The sequence below is a fragment of the Paenibacillus hexagrammi genome (assembly GCF_021513275.1).
Lineage (GTDB): Bacteria > Bacillota > Bacilli > Paenibacillales > NBRC-103111 > Paenibacillus_E > Paenibacillus_E hexagrammi.
This window is the reverse complement of sequence record NZ_CP090978.1, coordinates 2902188-2918657: the sequence shown is the minus strand read 5'-3', so window position 1 is coordinate 2918657 and position 16470 is coordinate 2902188. Positions and strand designations below refer to the sequence as shown.

Genomic DNA, 16470 nt, shown 5'->3' with positions numbered 1-16470 from the left:
ATGTGAACTCATTCATGTATCCTTGAATCAAAATGCTGCAGGAGAGAAGTGAGTATCAGATGTTGTCGAAATTATGGGAATTATGTATCGGGTTTGGCCGTTCTACCTTAATGGGTTACGGGGGAGGTCCCTCGATTATCCCGCTCTATGAGCATGAAGCTGTCGGCAGATTCGCATGGATGAATAAGGAAGAATTCGGGCAGGCGCTAGCCTTTGGCAACGCTCTTCCCGGTCCGATCGCAACCAAGCTAGCGGCTTATATCGGATTTAAAGTTGCAGGCTGGCTTGGCGCAGTAGTGGCGGTAGCGGCTGTAGTCATGCCGACGGCTCTTTTGATGGTCCTGCTGGTCGGTGTCATGAGTAAGCTGTCTAATAACTCCATCATCCGGGGAATGATTAAAGGGATTCAGCCTGTGATCTTTGTCATGCTGGCTATGCTGGCCTACGATTTTATCAAATATGCGTTTCAGCCGATTGATGGGCCCGTTAAGTTTTTGCCGTTTATGATAGCGGCAGTCTACTTCATCATGGTTCAATATTTGGGGATGAATTCGGTATGGGGAATATTGGGAGGTCTTCTTATCGGGGCCTTATTTATGCGATAATGCGATAGCTGGTCAATAAGGATAAACCCCTGGGCAGCGCCAGTTGCTGCTCAGGGGTTTTGAACTTGAAGCGTGATTACTGTGATTTCCGGTCTGCATAAGAATCGAATGGGAAGGAAGGTCGTTCCGATTCCACGTGTCGTGTATACGTGAAGATTTGAATTCGGGACTTCATATAAGCCCATTACATATTTCTTGGCGCCTAAGGGTTTGGATAAAGCACCGACGATTGGAAGTCTTACTTGACCTCCGTGGCTGTGGCCGGACAGCTGTAAATGTACCGGCTTCTTGCGTGCTTGCTCTGCGAAGTCGGGGCAGTGCGCCAGAAGAAGCGTAAAGCCGTTGGAATCCGAGCCTTCTAGTGCTAGATCAAGATTCGGCTTTCCAGTCAAAAGATCGGCGACTCCGGCGATTTGAATGGTTTCTCCCGTTTTTTTGAATGACACGGTGTTCATTGACCAGCACTTGGAAATCGCCTTCTTGCAGGATATCCGATGCGTAATAAGGACCTTTGCTCTTATCATGATTCCCAAGTACCGCCCACTTGCCCAGCGGAGCTTGCAGCTGGCCTAACAGACGGCTGGTTGGTGTGGGGTCTTCGGTTATAATGGAATCGTAGAGGTCGCCTGTGAAGCAGATTAAGTCCGGCTTTTCGCTCGGACTTTCGTTATTAGATCCTTCAGATGGCTCAGCTCAAAGTGATGTCCAATATGAAGGTCGCTTAAGAGCAAAATCTTTGTGCCGTGAAAAGCGGAGGGAAGGTTCGGGAAGCTTAGTTGTAACCTCGTAGTCTCATACCATCTAGGCTCTACGAAGGAGGCATAGCTGGCTGTCAGACTGCCTGCCGCCACTGTAGCAGCAAGGACAGTAAGTCTTCTTAGAAAAGAACGTCTAGTCCATGTCTGTGGTTCCGGCATATCGATCTTCCTTTACTGGGAATTTATGCATGTAATTATATCAGCTATGATGAGCAAGAGGCTAATTTTGCGGAAGCATCTCAGATTTTGAGTCAAAAGTTGGAGGGATATCAGATGGCGGGAATTGTAGTGAAAGGCGCGAAAATTGTAACAATGAATGGAAGCGAAGAAGTATTTATCGGAGATGTCCGCGTGGAAAAAGACCGCATTACGGAAGTAAGCCGTTCTATCGTCCCGCAAGAGGGAGATGAGGTCATCGATGCAGCCGGCAAAGTATTGATTCCTGGACTGATTCAAACTCATATCCACCTATGCCAAACGTTGTTCCGCGGTCAAGCGGACGATCTGGAGCTGCTGGATTGGCTCCGTAAGCGGATTTGGCCTCTTGAAGCGGCTCATGATGAAGAATCCGTTTATTATTCCGCCATGCTGGGCCTTGGTGAGTTGATTCGTAGCGGCACGACTTCCATCGTGGATATGGAAACAGTCAATCATACGGACGCGGCGTTCCGTGCCATGTCAGAGAGCGGCATTCGAGCGTTGTCCGGCAAGGTGATGATGGACTATGGCTCGGAGGTACCGAGTATTCTGCGGGAGGATACGAACAAGTCCGTAGAAGAGAGCGTCAAGCTTTTGGAAAAATGGCATAACCACGATAACGGAAGGCTGCAGTATGCATTTTGCCCGCGGTTTGTCATTTCCTGCACGGAAGAATTATTGGTTCAGGTGCGTGACCTGTCCGCTCAGTATCAAGTGAAGGTTCATACCCATGCTTCTGAGAATGAGAAGGAAATCGAATTGGTTGAAGCGCAGCGGGGAATGCGAAATATTGTTTATCTGGAGCATATTGGTTTGACCAATCCGAACTTGATTCTGGCGCACTGCATTTGGTTGAACGAGCAAGAGAAAGAAATTCTCCGCAAGCACCAAGTAAAAGTTAGTCATTGTCCGGGCTCCAACCTCAAGCTGGCGTCGGGGGTAGCGGAAATTCCGGATTTGCTATCCAGGGATGTGATCCTGAGTCTGGGAGCAGATGGAGCACCGTGTAACAACAATCTGGATATGTTCCATGAGATGAGATTGTCCTCGCACATTCAGAAGGTACAGCATGGACCGACGGCAATGGATGCGAAAACGGTATTTCGCATGGCCACCATGGGCGGAGCGCGTGTAATGGGCATGGAGGATGAGATTGGCAGCATTGAGCAAGGGAAGAAAGCGGACCTCGTGCTTGTAGACCTTAACGACTTTCATACATATCCTTCCTCGGAAGTGGATGTATATGGCAGATTAGTATATTCTGCAACGCGAGCAGATGTGGAGATGACGATGATCGATGGCAGAATCGTCATGAAGGACGGGGTTGTTCGTACGATCGATAAACCGGTTGTGCTGCGGGAAGCGAATCGTTCCATTGAACGGCTACTAGGGCGGTTGCCTAGTATCTATTAATTATTGGAAATCTGAATGCCCCTCTGACTGAAGGCTCATTTGCATCTGCTACATGCTTAAATTATAATCATTCTTATGTATGAATTGGAGGGAGATGTTGGAGATGGCGGTTTGGAAAGAGCTTACGACACTAGAAGAATGGCAGGAAGTATTAGATCGGTCTTCGGAGAAGCCTACCGTTGTTTTGAAGCACAGTACAGCGTGCCCGGTGAGTGCAAGTGCTCTTGAGGAATACGACGAGTACTTGGCTGAGGGTCCGAATAGTGAAGTGGATTATTATTTGGTCAAAGTGATTGAGTCTCGTCCTGTGTCCAATCAAATCGCGGAAGATTTGCAGATTAAGCATGCATCTCCGCAAATTCTGTATTTCAAGAATAAGGAATCGATCTGGAACACCTCGCACTGGTCAGTTACAACGAAGCATATCAAAGCCGTTCTTGATTAATAACAAAAGGCCTTTGGGACATCATCCCGAAGGCCTTTTTCAATGGGCAACACCTATTCGAATCAAAACATTTATTAACCAATTCTGCTTTCCAATATCGATCCGAATTGAATGGCAGGCATAGGTCTGCTGAACAAGTACCCCTGCATCTCATGACAGCCTAAAGCAGGGAGTGTGATTCTTTGTAATTCGGTTTCGACGCCTTCAACAATCACGCCGAGATTAAGGTTTTGTGCAAGTCCGACGATGGAGGATACTATTGCAGATTCCGATTTATTGGTGATATTCGTGATGAAGGAGCGATCAATTTTCAAACGATGAATGGGAAATTTGCTTAAATAGCTGAGTGAAGAAAAGCCGGTTCCGAAATCATCAATAGATATTTGCACGCCTAAGGCGACTAAGCCGTTCAGTTGTTCGATAACAAGGTCCGTGTTATGCATAGCGATGCTCTCGGTGATTTCCAGCTCCAAGAAAGAAGGCTCCAGCCCGGTCATCTCCAAGACTCGTCTGACGGACTCGACCAAATCCGGCTGTCTAAGTTGAATTTGTGATAAATTCACACCTATGCGCAGATCGGTATGTCCCATTTCCTGCCAATCCTTGCACTGCTTACAAGCGAGCTCAAGAACCTTTTGCCCGATAGGCACAATCAGACCTGATTCTTCGGCCAATGCAATGAAATCGTTGGGATACAACAGGTTACGGGTCGGATGTTCCCAACGAATGAGGGCCTCCATCCCGATAATGGAATTCGTCTTAACGTCGATCTGTGGCTGATAGTGAAGGATAAATTCGTCAAGCTGCAGCGCCTTGTGCAGTTCATTCTCAAGCCTGCGCCGCTGTACTGCTTCTTCATTCATAGATTTGGAATACATTTTGACGTTGTTCTTGCCATGTTCTTTGACTTTATACAATGCCGTATCCGCATTATGAATCAGATCCTCGGCGTGGGTTCCGTGCTCAGGATAAAAGGCAATTCCGATACTGGCTGATAAGTAGTAATCCTGCCCTTGTAATTGAAAGGGTTTTCTAATTTCGTTGAGAATTCGGTTGGAGACAGGATCGGCGTCTTCATACTGATTCATATAGGGCAGACAAATGGTAAATTCATCTCCGCCCATCCGTCCGACGGTATCATGCTCCCGGAGGCACCGTTTGAGGCGCTCAGCAACCTCCTTCAACACCTGGTCGCCGTATCCATGACCAAGTGAATCGTTAATAAATTTAAAACCGTCCAGGTCCAGGTATAGGATCGCGATTTTACTTCTATGGACGTCGGCTTCATTCAGAAACGCCGTCACCTTGCGCTCAAACATTCTACGGTTAGGCAGGTCGGTAAGTGCGTCGTAGTAAGCCATATATTGAATCAAGTCCTCGGCTTCTTTACGCTGTGTAATATTCTTAGCGATAAAATAGACTCCGCTGATTTCGCCGTCAATGGAGATGGGGACGAGAATCAGGTTCAATTCAATGCGGGTACCGTTCTTATGAAAGATAGCCGCTTCAAAATTCTGCGGCCTTCCTAACATGGTTCGCTCCAGACGTTGGATAATTCTGTCCAGGTGCTCCGGCACGCACAGGCTGGTTAACGTTAATTTTGAGAATTCTTCTTTCGTATAGCCAGTCAGTTTTTGTGTGGCAGGATTGACGTTGATCAAGTTACCCTTCAGATCCAAAGCAATGACAGCGTCGGGGTTGTTATCGAACAAAGATTGGAACTGTTGTCTGCTTTCTTTCAAGCTTCGCTCACTTTTGATCTGATCCTCAATATTCCAGAGGATACTGGCGTAAGCGACGATACTGCCTTGTTGGTCCTGAATTGGCGTTATTGTTTCACGCACCTGGATGATCAGGCCGTTCTTGTGTCTCCTTTGAAAATCCATACGGTCATATTCCCAATTGTTAGCTGCCATAAGCTTGCTGTAGGTAGTGAGTTCAGAGGGGGTCATGTTAGGCAATGGTTGACCCATCAATTCTTCCTTGCTCCACCCAAACATTTGCTCAAAAATTTGATTCATATATTGGACGCGATGTTGTAGATCGCATACGACAAAGGCAACCGCGGCATGATCCAGTAATGCGTCGACTACTTCTTGAATGTAGTGCAAGTCCTTCTCCAGCTTATTGATTTGTTCTATGGTGTAGGAAGTCTTCAAGTCTCGCTACCTCCGATGGAATCTATTAGAAAGCGTCTAAATTCAAGTATATAGAAAATGGGAAGGATGGGCACTGTTTTCTGTGAAAAACTGACAAAAAAATCGGTATTTGAACAAAATTAGAGATTGGCATTTTCTCATTCCTCCTATATACTAGTACGGCAACTAGCGCCAGTTATAGACAGCAGGGAGTTAATTATGCAAACACCGAATCAAACAACTAGAATTCCTCTTCGTTTTTTTGTGATAATTGGTATAATCGCGATATCTTTTTCATCAATTTTCGTCAAATGGTCTACTGCATCGGCCTCGGTAACGGCTATGTATCGATTGTTATTGACCAATGTTCTAATGCTGCCCTTCCTATGGAAATATGGGGCGGAGATTGTGAGAGTATCCTGGAAGAGCTGGCTGCGCATCTTGGCATCCGGTGCGGGACTGGGACTGCACTTCTTGTTTTGGATGGATTCCTTGCGATTTACCACTGTTGCCAGCTCACCAGCCATTCTGACGTTGGAGCCGATTTTCGTAATGGCGGGTTCGTTCCTTATTTTTGGACATCGGACAAGCAGGCCTGCCTTGATCAGTATGGTAATTGCTATTGTAGGTGCGATTAGCATTGGCTGGGGAGATTTTCGTTTCTCCGGAACAGGGCTCAAGGGAGATTTCTTGTCATTGCTTGGAACAGCAGCGGTGGCCGTACACATGCTTCTCGGGAAAAGCTTAAGAGAGCATATTTCCGCTTTCGTCTACAGCTTCTTCGTATTTCTTAGTGCTGGTGCGGTGCTAGCCTTATACAATGTCGTGGTAGATGAATCGTTCACGGCTTATCCTCTTCAGGATTGGGGCGTGTTCTTGCTTCTAGCCATCGTTCCTACGGTATTCGGGCATTATGTGTTCAATTGGCTTCTTAAGTACATGAAGGCCGCATCCGTTTCCATGACAGTCCTTGGAGAGCCGTTAGGCGCGTCATTGTTGGCTTACTTTTTGCTCAATGAGGCCATTACAGGATTGCAGCTATTGGCGGGGTGTCTGTTGCTAATCGGTGTAGCGATGTTTTTGCGTAACAATGAAGTAAAAGGGTAAATTTTTTTGGGGTTTAATTGAACGTTGGTTGAAAAAGAACGGGTTCAATAGGTTCAACAACTTATATGGAGGAAGCGAGGTGACGCATGAGATTTAGGGATTTTCACCGCAATGTCAAATTGCGAATTTATATGAATTTTTTATCCGGCACGGCGAACAATATGGTTTTGCCATTTATGTCGATTTACTTTTCGGGTAAGCTGGGGGATACCAGTGCGGGGCTTGCCGTTATTCTCGGTATTGTTGCCGGTGTTGCCGCGGGCATATGCGGAGGTTATTATTCAGACCGGATTGGGCGGAAGAAATTGATGCTGCTGGCGGAGGCAGGATATACGGCAGCGTTTGCTGTGATGGCTGTTGCGAATTCCCCATGGCTGGAGTCTCCTGCTGCTACATTGATCATGATGATCATCGTCAGTATGTTCTGGGGATTACACGGTCCTGCCCAGGATGCGATGCTGCTGGACGTAACGCCTCCCGAGGCGAGGAAATTCATGTATGCGGTGAAGTATTGGCTGAACAACCTTTCGTTTGCTGTATCAGGGATTGCAGGAGCTTTTTTGTTCAAATCGTATTTGTTTGAATTGTTCCTCGGACTAACCATCATCGGGGTTGTTACATTTGCGGTAACGCACTTCTTTATTGAGGAGGTTTACAAACCGGGAACTGAGGGCACTATTGCAAGGGGAACAGGGGAAGCCTTACGTCAGAGGTCACAGCTATCCATGTGGACGAATTACAGAGAAGTGCTGAAGGATTCGACCTTTATCATCTACTCGTTGGCCTGCATGCTGTTAGTGTCTGTCGAGTTCCATCTGGGCAGCTACGTCGGTGTTCGTATGGAAAAGGAGATGCTGAATGTTCCGTTTCTTTCTTGGAAGGAATGGTCGATGCAGGTTGACGGACTTCAAATGCTAGGTTTTCTTAGAACGGAAAACACTGTGCTGATCGTCCTGCTTTCTATGACGATTCGGTATGTCATCGGGCGGTTCTCCGATAAAAAAGTACTGCTTCTAGGCTATACCCTGTATGTAGCAGGCTATACTTATATCGCATACAGCAGTCACCCTTGGATGCTTCTGCTGTCTATGCTTATTGCAACTTGGGGAGAGCTGATGTATGTGCCGGTGAATCAAGCTTATCTCGGGGACATTGCGCCTGAGCATGCCCGAAGCTCGTATATGGCGATTAGCGGGTTAGTTTATAAAGGCGCGATGCTGCTGGCAGGCGGCGCCGTAGTCCTCGGAGGCTTTCTGCCTTCCTGGCTAATGGCCGCGCTGATTGGACTGTGCGGTGTCAGTGGCATTCTCCTGTTTTACTCGATTCTTGCAAAGCTGGACAGCCGCAAGGAGTTGGCGATGAAGCCCGCGTCTCAATCCGTTGTGGCTTCTGCATAAACAAGAAGAGAACCTCCTACTGCGGCTACAAGCGCATGAGGAGGTTCTCTTTGAACATCGAAGCAATAGTCAGCTCTGAGTGGTGGCGGCGAATTCTTGCTTGATGGCAGCGAGCTGTGCAGGATTGGAGATTACATCATAGGCTGTGAAAGCAAGCGCTTTTGCCGTAAATATCATGCCGTCCAGCGCGCGGTCCTGCATAGCGAGGTCTCGGAATTCCTTCGTGTGCAGCAGGTGCTTTTCATCTACAACTTTCACAAATGGATGGATTGTCGGACAATGTGTGGATACATTTCCCAAATCGAGCGAACCATGATCCTTACCGACTTCAATTTCATCCTCGCGGATGCCCATTTCAAGCAGATTTTGCGTGAAAACCTTCGATAAGGCTTCATTGGTACGAAGCTCATCGTAAGAAAACTCGTAATTGGACGTTTGCAGCCTGCATCCGGTTTGAAGCGCGGCGCCTTCAGCGCAGCGAAGCACCTTTTGCACAAGCTCATTGGTATAGGTCCGGGATGCGGACCGAACATAGAACTGAGCGGACGCGTAGTCCGGGATAATATTCGGAGCTTTACCGCCGTCATTAATGATGCCGTGAATGCGAGCATCAGTCTTAAGCTGCTGGCGCAGCGCGTTAATAGAATTGAACAGCTGCAGGACAGCGTCGAGGGCGTTGACGCCTTCATAGGGATGAGCTGCCGCATGTGCGGAACGGCCAAAATATTCGAATTGTATCGCATCCATGGCCAGGGATTCGCCGGATTTTTCGTAAGTGTAGTAAGGGTGTGCCATGAGCGCTAGATCGACGTCGTCGAACAGACCCGCTTCGGCCATCGGCACTTTGGCTCCTTTGGTTTCTTCGGCCGGTGTTCCATAGACACGAATGATTCCGCCTGTTTCCTGAATGACAGCCTGCAAGCCAACAGCTGCGCCAATGCTCATCATACAGATGAGATGATGCCCACATGCATGACCCAGCTCCGGAAGGGCGTCATATTCAGCCAGAAATGCCACAATCGGTCCTGGCTTGGCGGAGTCGTAAGTAGCAATGAATGCAGTAGGAATATCCAAGACGCCGCGTTCCACCTGAAAGCCGTGATGTTCAAGCTGTTCGATAAGCTTGGCGGCGGCTTGAAATTCTTCATGTCCAAGCTCGGGATTAGCGCCGATAAAGCTGGATATTTCTTTAAATTTGCCGGCGTGGCGGTCAATGGTTTGAGCGATCACTGTTTTCATAGATAAATCTCCTTCATACGAACAGATATTATGTATTGTAGTATATTTACAGGGGAACTACCACTTGCAGAAGAGACAGGTTACAATATGAAAATAATCAATTCGAGAGGTGGAGAGGCTATATGATGAAATATGGAGACGAGCCGTGCGAGCATCGTTTTTTGCTAACCTTTAAGGAGCTTGAACCGCGTGGACAATGGTTGGATCTATACTTGGATCTACAAGCAGAACCAGGAAGCGAGCTGCCGGAGGATCTGGCGGATCCGAGCATCCTTGTGATTTGTAATCGAGCGGGACACATTGTACAGGTGATTATGCAGGATGAGGGCTGTGATTGTGAATATCAGTTGACCTTGTATGAGAAGTCCCGTATCGAGGCCTTTGTGCAGGAGCAATGTCAAGACCGCTTAGCCCAGCTAAGTAAATAAAACTTCCCAAGCAGGACGAAATTTGCAGCCAAAATAGGCACAGCCGCATACACTGGTAATATGTCGGGACTTGGGGAGATGATTGTGATGGATAAGACAATCCGTTATCTGGCATTCGGTGATTCTCTAACTGTTGGAGTAGGAGCTCCGGAAGGACATGGCTTTGTGCCTTTGTTTCGGGCAGCTGCCGAGAATCTCTCGGGAGTCACAGTGCATCTGAGCCACTCAGGCACAAGCGGTGCTACTACGGCACAATTGCTTGCCACCTTGGAAACAGAGTTTGAGCTGCAGCAGCATGTCCAGCATGCGAATCTGATCACCATTACAGCTGGAGGCAACGACCTGATCCAGGCCGCCATTCCTTATTTTGAGCAAGGCGATTCTAATTTGTTAAAATCAGCTCTGCAGCGGTATGAGGCCAATTACAGGAGAATTATTGCTGATATTGAGCAGCTTAAGCAAGGTGTGGTTCAGCCCTATCTCATTGCACTTGTTGGATTATATAATCCACTGCCGCTGGTTCCCGATTCCGCTTATTGGATAAAGCGCTTCAATCTATTTTTGCGTAAGCTTGTGAAGCCGCATATTTGTTTGGTACATGTGTATGACGCCTTTGAGGGCAAAGTCTCCAGCCATTTATCCGATGATCATGTGCATCCGAATGCGCTGGGCTATGAGCTAATTGCGGCTGCTCTTGAGCGTACGATCACGACCAAGCAGCTTCGACACTTAATCGATTGATGCATTTACACATAACCGAAGATCGATACAAAATGGCACACGCTGCCACCCAGTACAAAAACGTGCCAAATCGCGTGGTGGTAACGTACTCCACGCCATACATAAAAGATGCTGCCGAACGTATACAGCAGTCCTCCGGCAATGAGCCAGACCATGCCTTCTAGCGGCAATTGAGTATATAGAGGCTTGAATGCAAGCACGATTAACCAGCCCATGATGATATAGCAGATGGTGGACAACAGGATAAATCGTTTCACAAAGAAAATTTTTAATACGATCCCGATGAGGGCAAGACTCCATATGACGCTGAAATAGGTCCAACCGAGAGGCCGCGCAGCGTCACCAGCAGGAAAGGTGTATAGGTACCGGCTATCAGCACATAGATTGCAGCATGATCCAGGATTTCGAAGAGATCCTTTAGCTTGGGCTTCTGTATACTGTGAAGTAAAGTGGAGCATGTATACAGGATGACAAGGCTGATGCCAAACACGGTAAAGCTGACGAGCTGCCAAATGTCTCCGTGCTTCAAGGCTTGCAAGGTCAGCAGGAGCAGTGCGGCAAGACTTAGGAGGATGCCGATGCCATGAGTGATGGCATTGGCGATTTCTTCTCGAATGGAATCGTTCATTCTGGAGATCCCTACTTTCTAAATGACACTACACATAGATTGGACGATGAAAACATGTATCTACCTTCATTTCAGCTTGGACAAAAAGTTGCCTTAGTAACCGGAGCGGGGAGAGGAATTGGCAAAGCCCCAGCGATTGGCTTAGCCGAAGCAGGGGCAGACGTTGCGCTGATTGCAAGAACGCAGAATGATCTTGAGCAGGTCGCAAAGGAAATTCGTGCTTTAGGCCGGCAAGCCTACCCGATTGTGGCTGACGTAACCGTACGGGAACAAGTAGAGGGAGCTGTGCGTCAAGTGGTGGAGTCAGCGGGGCGGGTCGATATTCTGATTAATAACGCTGGCATGAATATCCGCAGCCAGGCGCTGGCTGTGACGGACGAAGAATGGGATCAAATTATGCAAACGAACCTGAAGTCTGCATTTCTTTTCGCGCAAGTTGCGGGCAGACAGATGAAAGAGCAAGGCTACGGCAGAATCGTCAATATCGCTTCGGTTGCCGGACAAGTTGCCCTGCGTACCGGGGTTGTCTACGCGGCTACGAAAGCAGCTATGATTCAGATGACCAAGGTACTGGCTCTTGAATGGGGAAAGTACGGGATCAATGTGAATGGAATCGGTCCATGGTACTTTAAGACTCCTCTAACTGAAAAGCTGTTGGCCGACCCGGTATATCTGGGTGAGATTGTGGCAAGAACGCCGCTCGGTAGAGTGGGGGAGCTGGAAGAACTGGTTGGACCCGCGGTGTTCTTGGTATCGGATGCGGCCAACTATGTAACGGGACAGACGCTATTCGTCGATGGAGGCATGACCATTTACGGGTTCTGACAAGGACTACAGCTAACCCTTAGATGTTGACAAGCGGAAATGTAGAGCTCAGTAGTTTTCGGAGAATCGTAGCGGGTGCCTATGAGAGACTCGGAGCAAAGCTTCTGAAGCTCACGATGACCTGGCTTTATCGATAACCTCAGGCTACTAGCTCTTGTTCCGTGGATTGAGCATTATTTATGGATGCTTTATACTAAATTCAATTCTATGAAATCGTGCTAGATTTCATCATTATTAGCTATATCTGTTCATAAGGTGGTCATGATTCCTATGTCACGCATACAAATTTTTACGGACAGCACGTGCGATCTGTCCCTTGAGCTTACTCAGCGCTATCAAATCGGAATGGTTCCGCTGTATGTCAATTTTGGTGAGGATACCTACAAAGACGGCGTAACAATGAAGCCCGCCCGTCTCTTCGATATCGTTGCAAGCTCCGGTAAATTGCCTAAGACGGCCGCTCCTTCTCCGAACGATTTTTACGAAGCGTTTGCTCCGCACGTTGCAAGAGGAGAGCAAGTCGTATATATCGGTCTGTCAGCGGAGCTGTCGTCAACGATACAAAATGCGTCCTTAGCTGCCTCGCAATTTGAGGAAGGTCAGGTCACGGTGATTGACTCGCGCAATTTATCGACGGGGATCGGGCTGCTCGTTTTGAAAGCAGCCCATGCGGCGGAAGCGGGCAGTAGTGTGCAAGAGATTAAAGAATTAATAGAAGGAATGACTTCGAAGATTGAGGTCGAGTTTATCATTGATACGCTCGATTATTTGCACAAAGGCGGCCGCTGCACCAGTCTACAGGCTTTCATTGGCAGTCTGCTGAAAATCCGCCCGATTGTCAAAGTGGTGAACGGGGCTATGATCTTAACTGATAAGGTCAGAGGCAAACGAGAAAAAGCGCTTGAGCAGCTTCTTGCCAATGCCTTGGCACAGAAGGAACAGATGGACGAGCAAGTCCTTTTTGTTACCCATGCGATGGCAGAGGAAGAAGCGAATTACGTTAAGCGCCAGATCGAGCAGCACACTACTGTTAAGGAAGTCATGGTAACGGATACGGGCTGCGTCGTTTCCAGCCATTGCGGACCGCATACGGTCGGCATTGTATTTGCTAAGAAGTAACTTTCGCTAGATAGATGTGGCAGAGTACAGATAGCAGATTGAATGAGGGGAGAGATATGAATTGAAGGAATCCTTACCTTTTGGGCATCTGGTACAGTCTGAACAAGAGTTAAGGGAATTACTAGGCTACCCAGGCAAGCTTGCCGGAAACAAAATCATTCGGCATCTCGATCAACATTGCAGAGACTTTATTGCGCAATCTCCCTTTGTTGTCGTTTCAACAGCGGATTCCGATGGGAATTGCGATGCGTCACCTCGAGGGGATGCGCCTGGTTTTGTAAGTGTACTTGATGATCAGCACTTAGTCATACCTGAGCGACCAGGTAATCGCAAGATGGATTCTATGCTCAATCTGTTATCCAGCCCCAAGATCGGACTCATTTTTCTTATTCCTGGGCTCGGGGAAACACTCAGGGTGAACGGAAGAGGATTCATTATTCGCGACGCTTCCATTCTAGAATCGATGTCCGCTCACGGTAAAGTACCGCTGCTTGGAATCGGGGTTCAAGTAGAAGAGTGCTACATTCATTGTGCGAAAGCGCTCTTGCGTTCCAAACTTTGGGATCCAGCATCATGGCTTGAGAAGAGTGAATTGCCTACCGTATCCAAAATCCTCGCTGATCATGTAAAGCTGGAGAACGAGGTTGTCACAGCGGAAGATATTGACCGTTCCCTTGAAGAAAGCTATACACAGAGATTGTATTGAAGAGAAAAGACACACGATTTTCCGCTAATAAGCGGAGGATAGTGTGTCTTTGTTTGTTGTAGGCCCTACAGCGATAACAAATAAATCGTTCTATACCGCCTTGATCAGCTAATTTCTCCAGAAAACGATCCGCTTCAGCGCCAGTAAAAGCCCTGAACTTGAAGAACCCGAAGCTGCAGCAGTGTTTGTGGCAGGAGAAATTATTTCCTTACTCCTTGGAGAGCCTGCTAAGGATTTACCTGATGAATTGAAGGATTGGGCATCTAAGAATCATATTAATTTATCTAAAAGTATAGTGAACGATGCACTGCGTGCCACTCTTTCAGTAAGAAAGAACTCCGAGTTAAAAGTTCTGTGGAAGGAAAGTAATGAATATCAATCTTGGATTGAAGAAGTGAAGAATTTGGAACGCCTTTTTCAAAGGGTGGTTTTATTTTGGTTATCAACTACACACCCATGCCAAATATATACAATCATGATAAATGGGTGTTACAATGTTGAATTGTTCGATACATAGAGCGATATTGGGGGGATCAATCATATTGAAACCAATGATCCAATTGCTTCATTTTGGCTATCATCAGGCGATGAGCTGCATCTTTCCAGTTGCAATCTTTGGAACCTTAGCGCTATCCGGCTTCATTCATATTCCTATTCTACATCGATATGATACGGTCCTGTTGATATTGATTGTGGTGCAATACCTGATGTACCGCAGCGGATTAGAGACACTTGATGAGATCAAAGTGATCTGTGTGTTCCACTTCATTGGTTTACTGCTGGAATTATATAAGGTAAAGATGGGATCATGGGCGTATCCCGAGCCCGGTTATACGAAGTTTTTCGGAGTCCCGCTCTACAGCGGATTTATGTATGCAAGTGTCGCAAGCTTCATGTGTCAAATATGGCGAAGATTACGCATGGATATGACTGGTTGGCCCGGGCTACTTTCATCAGGATTACTCGGAGGGTCTATTTATCTCAACTTCTTCACCCATCATTACATTCCTGATTTTCGGTGGTGGCTGACGGTGCTAGTCTTTATTGTGTTCTGGAAAACATGGATTATATATCGGGTACGGACGACAACGTATCGAATGCCCTTAACACTTGCGTTCATTATTGTAGGCTTTTTTATCTGGCTAGCTGAAAATATAGCAACGTTCTTTAATGCATGGAAATACCCGAATCAGAGCCAAAGCTGGCATCTCGTAAGTTTAGGAAAGATTAGTTCCTGGTTCCTATTAGTGATCATTAGTGTCATCATAGTTGCCCAGCTCAAACATGTGAAAGCGAATAGGGCTACGAATGCGTTGCAATAATAGGAAGTCGAAAATTCGTGCTTGAAATCGACAGGGAGGATCGTAGGGATGAGACTGCATACAGACCCTAGGGGTGAAGCTTACCAGCAGATTATCGATATTGCTATACGGAAATCGGAATATTTTGTGCTGAGTGAAAAATTAGCAAATGCAGCTGAGCCGAAACGAAGATCTCATCTAGAAGCTTTAGAAGCCTTGGAGCCGTATCTTGAGAAAACGGTCGTGATCCATGGGGAGAGCATTGATGAGATTATGCACGTGAAGAAGGCCTATCGCAGCCGAGCCTTTTATACCGCGGGAACGCATTATTTGTACAGATGCAGCGCAGAGAGTGGACGTATACTCCAACAGCTGGCAAACCGCTTGTCCGATTGGGCCTTTCCCCATCTTCCGGAAGATTTGTGCTTCTTAAAACAAGGCGGGGGAGATTTTCTATATTCGGTTGTGCATGAACACATGTATGGAATGGAAATCACCGAAGAGGAAGCGACTGAACTGTCGAGCGCCATTAGTGGTCTATTTTTAGACTTAAAAGTCCATCAAGACTTTGATCGTCTGTTGGATGATGCCATTAGGCATCGAACTGATTGGTTGTATATTAGCCGTCATGGGCTAACGGAACTCCCTGAACGAATACGGGAACTAACGGAACTGCGTGAATTGGAGATTTTCGAGCAGGATCTGTATCGTTTACCAGAGGTCCTATTTGAATTAAGCAAACTCGAATGCTTGAAAATCTTGACAGCTGATTTGGAGAGTATTCCAGCTTCCATATCTAGATTGAGTAACTTAAGGGAACTTAGCGTCCATTGCGGCAGCTCGGATCGACCGACCCCCGGGTGGCGAGTTAAACCAAAAGAAGAGATTAGCCTAAACTACATCCCGCCGGAAATTGGCGAACTGCAGAATCTGCAGCTGCTCACCATTCAATACAACTCCATTCATGAACTGCCGCTTGAGCTTTTAAAGTTGAAGAATTTGCGAATTTTGAATATAAGCATGTGTATGATTAAGCAGAAGCCTGGTTTTCTGAAACAGATGAAGCAGCTTGGCTATGTGAATGTATCACAGGGGGAATATGAAACGGAGTAAAACGAATGCCTGGAATGGTGATGTATATGTGGAAAGTAATATCCTTCATGATGGAATTCATTCGATTCATCTTGCTTCTATTAATCTTTGTTTACATAATTGGAACCATTGAAACTTACATGTTTGGTCATCTCTTAGGTGAGCAATTTCATGGAACGTGGTACATGAATGTTTCAAATTTTATATTAGGATTTATTTTGTATCGAAATCATCTGCAATTCAAGGGATGGTATGCATCTCCGAAGAATAAAAAGCTGCAACCTACAACAACGTATATACTCCTTATGATTTCGTTGATGCTCATGGTAG

Annotated in this window: 17 protein-coding genes and 2 pseudogenes; 13 read left to right on the top strand and 6 right to left on the bottom strand. The window is 46.8% G+C overall.

Features of this window, described 5'->3' with window-relative positions; genetic code table 11:
- The first annotated feature begins 59 nt into the window (after positions 1–59).
- Positions 60–605 (top strand): chromate transporter, encoded by a 546-nt coding sequence (locus tag L0M14_RS13025; RefSeq protein ID WP_235122473.1) that lies wholly within the window; start codon positions 60–62, stop codon positions 603–605.
- Positions 606–655: 50 nt separating this feature from the next.
- On the opposite strand, the gene L0M14_RS13020 is transcribed toward L0M14_RS13025, so the two are convergent.
- The 3 genes and pseudogenes from L0M14_RS13020 to L0M14_RS13015 form a co-directional block, all read right to left on the bottom strand.
- Positions 656–1129, bottom strand: a complete 474-nt coding sequence (locus L0M14_RS13020) for a metallophosphoesterase (protein ID WP_235122472.1) — start codon at positions 1127–1129, stop codon at positions 656–658.
- Positions 1130–1148: 19 nt separating this feature from the next.
- Positions 1149–1211 (bottom strand): annotated as a pseudogene (locus L0M14_RS31885) (hypothetical protein); the annotation flags it as partial.
- Between the two features lie 32 nt (positions 1212–1243).
- Positions 1244–1522 carry a twin-arginine translocation signal domain-containing protein gene (locus L0M14_RS13015; RefSeq protein WP_235122471.1) on the bottom strand — a complete coding sequence of 93 codons (279 nt, stop codon included), beginning with the start codon at positions 1520–1522 and terminating at the stop codon, positions 1244–1246.
- Between the two features lie 114 nt (positions 1523–1636).
- On the opposite strand from L0M14_RS13015, the gene L0M14_RS13010 reads away from it, so the two are divergent.
- Positions 1637–2974 carry a 5'-deoxyadenosine deaminase gene (locus L0M14_RS13010; RefSeq protein ID WP_235122470.1) on the top strand — a complete coding sequence of 446 codons (1338 nt, stop codon included), beginning with the start codon at positions 1637–1639 and terminating at the stop codon, positions 2972–2974.
- A gap of 103 nt (positions 2975–3077) precedes the next feature.
- Positions 3078–3419, top strand: a complete 342-nt coding sequence (ytxJ, locus tag L0M14_RS13005; protein ID WP_235122469.1) for a bacillithiol system redox-active protein YtxJ — start codon at positions 3078–3080, stop codon at positions 3417–3419.
- A 74-nt stretch (positions 3420–3493) separates the two neighbouring features.
- Here ytxJ and L0M14_RS13000 read toward each other — a convergent pair whose 3' ends face one another.
- A complete protein-coding gene (locus L0M14_RS13000; RefSeq protein ID WP_235122468.1) occupies positions 3494–5578 on the bottom strand; it encodes a sensor domain-containing protein in 2085 nt (694 codons plus the stop codon).
- A gap of 198 nt (positions 5579–5776) precedes the next feature.
- Between L0M14_RS13000 and L0M14_RS12995 the strand changes: the two genes are divergently transcribed.
- Together L0M14_RS12995 and L0M14_RS12990 are read left to right on the top strand one after the other, a co-directional pair.
- On the top strand, positions 5777–6664 hold the full coding sequence (locus L0M14_RS12995; protein WP_235122467.1) for a DMT family transporter: 888 nt from the start codon (positions 5777–5779) through the stop codon (positions 6662–6664).
- Between the two features lie 86 nt (positions 6665–6750).
- Positions 6751–8061, top strand: a complete 1311-nt coding sequence (locus L0M14_RS12990) for an MDR family MFS transporter (RefSeq protein ID WP_235122466.1) — start codon at positions 6751–6753, stop codon at positions 8059–8061.
- A 69-nt stretch (positions 8062–8130) separates the two neighbouring features.
- Here L0M14_RS12990 and L0M14_RS12985 read toward each other — a convergent pair whose 3' ends face one another.
- Positions 8131–9300, bottom strand: coding sequence for a M20 family metallopeptidase (locus tag L0M14_RS12985; RefSeq protein ID WP_235122465.1), 1170 nt, complete (start codon positions 9298–9300; stop codon positions 8131–8133).
- Between the two features lie 122 nt (positions 9301–9422).
- Here L0M14_RS12985 and L0M14_RS12980 point away from each other — a divergent pair, with 122 nt between their 5' ends.
- Both L0M14_RS12980 and L0M14_RS12975 read left to right on the top strand, forming a co-directional pair.
- Positions 9423–9728, top strand: a complete 306-nt coding sequence (locus L0M14_RS12980; protein ID WP_235122464.1) for a hypothetical protein — start codon at positions 9423–9425, stop codon at positions 9726–9728.
- Between the two features lie 87 nt (positions 9729–9815).
- Positions 9816–10469: a GDSL-type esterase/lipase family protein gene (locus L0M14_RS12975; RefSeq protein WP_235122463.1), complete on the top strand. Its 654-nt coding sequence runs from the start codon at positions 9816–9818 to the stop codon at positions 10467–10469.
- A gap of 5 nt (positions 10470–10474) precedes the next feature.
- Here L0M14_RS12975 and trhA read toward each other — a convergent pair.
- A pseudogene (gene trhA / locus L0M14_RS12970) lies at positions 10475–11097 on the bottom strand (PAQR family membrane homeostasis protein TrhA).
- A 54-nt stretch (positions 11098–11151) separates the two neighbouring features.
- On the opposite strand from trhA, the gene L0M14_RS12965 reads away from it, so the two are divergent.
- The 6 genes from L0M14_RS12965 to L0M14_RS12940 all read left to right on the top strand — a co-directional run bounded on the left by L0M14_RS12965 (position 11152) and on the right by L0M14_RS12940 (position 16161).
- On the top strand, positions 11152–11922 hold the full coding sequence (locus tag L0M14_RS12965; RefSeq protein ID WP_235122892.1) for an SDR family NAD(P)-dependent oxidoreductase: 771 nt from the start codon (positions 11152–11154) through the stop codon (positions 11920–11922).
- A 270-nt stretch (positions 11923–12192) separates the two neighbouring features.
- On the top strand, positions 12193–13041 hold the full coding sequence (locus L0M14_RS12960) for a DegV family protein (RefSeq protein WP_235122462.1): 849 nt from the start codon (positions 12193–12195) through the stop codon (positions 13039–13041).
- 61 nt (positions 13042–13102) lie between these two features.
- A complete protein-coding gene (locus tag L0M14_RS12955; RefSeq protein ID WP_235122461.1) occupies positions 13103–13747 on the top strand; it encodes a pyridoxamine 5'-phosphate oxidase family protein in 645 nt (214 codons plus the stop codon).
- Positions 13748–13934: 187 nt separating this feature from the next.
- A complete protein-coding gene (locus L0M14_RS12950) occupies positions 13935–14264 on the top strand; it encodes a DUF4259 domain-containing protein (RefSeq protein ID WP_235122460.1) in 330 nt (109 codons plus the stop codon).
- A gap of 34 nt (positions 14265–14298) precedes the next feature.
- Positions 14299–15069, top strand: coding sequence for a DUF817 domain-containing protein (locus L0M14_RS12945; RefSeq protein ID WP_405031069.1), 771 nt, complete (start codon positions 14299–14301; stop codon positions 15067–15069).
- 48 nt (positions 15070–15117) lie between these two features.
- On the top strand, positions 15118–16161 hold the full coding sequence (locus tag L0M14_RS12940; RefSeq protein ID WP_235122458.1) for a leucine-rich repeat domain-containing protein: 1044 nt from the start codon (positions 15118–15120) through the stop codon (positions 16159–16161).
- Positions 16162–16470: the final 309 nt, after the last annotated feature.

Coding starts and splice junctions, on each gene's coding strand:
- L0M14_RS13025 (WP_235122473.1), top strand. CDS start 60: ATGTTGTCGAAATTATGGGAATTATGTATCGGGTTTGGCCGTTCTACC.
- L0M14_RS13020 (WP_235122472.1), bottom strand. CDS start 1,129: ATGATAAGAGCAAAGGTCCTTATTACGCATCGGATATCCTGCAAGAAG.
- L0M14_RS13015 (WP_235122471.1), bottom strand. CDS start 1,522: ATGCCGGAACCACAGACATGGACTAGACGTTCTTTTCTAAGAAGACTT.
- L0M14_RS13010 (WP_235122470.1), top strand. CDS start 1,637: ATGGCGGGAATTGTAGTGAAAGGCGCGAAAATTGTAACAATGAATGGA.
- ytxJ (WP_235122469.1), top strand. CDS start 3,078: ATGGCGGTTTGGAAAGAGCTTACGACACTAGAAGAATGGCAGGAAGTA.
- L0M14_RS12995 (WP_235122467.1), top strand. CDS start 5,777: ATGCAAACACCGAATCAAACAACTAGAATTCCTCTTCGTTTTTTTGTG.
- L0M14_RS12990 (WP_235122466.1), top strand. CDS start 6,751: ATGAGATTTAGGGATTTTCACCGCAATGTCAAATTGCGAATTTATATG.
- L0M14_RS12985 (WP_235122465.1), bottom strand. CDS start 9,300: ATGAAAACAGTGATCGCTCAAACCATTGACCGCCACGCCGGCAAATTT.
- L0M14_RS12980 (WP_235122464.1), top strand. CDS start 9,423: ATGATGAAATATGGAGACGAGCCGTGCGAGCATCGTTTTTTGCTAACC.
- L0M14_RS12975 (WP_235122463.1), top strand. CDS start 9,816: ATGGATAAGACAATCCGTTATCTGGCATTCGGTGATTCTCTAACTGTT.
- L0M14_RS12965 (WP_235122892.1), top strand. CDS start 11,152: ATGTATCTACCTTCATTTCAGCTTGGACAAAAAGTTGCCTTAGTAACC.
- L0M14_RS12960 (WP_235122462.1), top strand. CDS start 12,193: ATGTCACGCATACAAATTTTTACGGACAGCACGTGCGATCTGTCCCTT.
- L0M14_RS12945 (WP_405031069.1), top strand. CDS start 14,299: ATGATCCAATTGCTTCATTTTGGCTATCATCAGGCGATGAGCTGCATC.
- L0M14_RS12940 (WP_235122458.1), top strand. CDS start 15,118: ATGAGACTGCATACAGACCCTAGGGGTGAAGCTTACCAGCAGATTATC.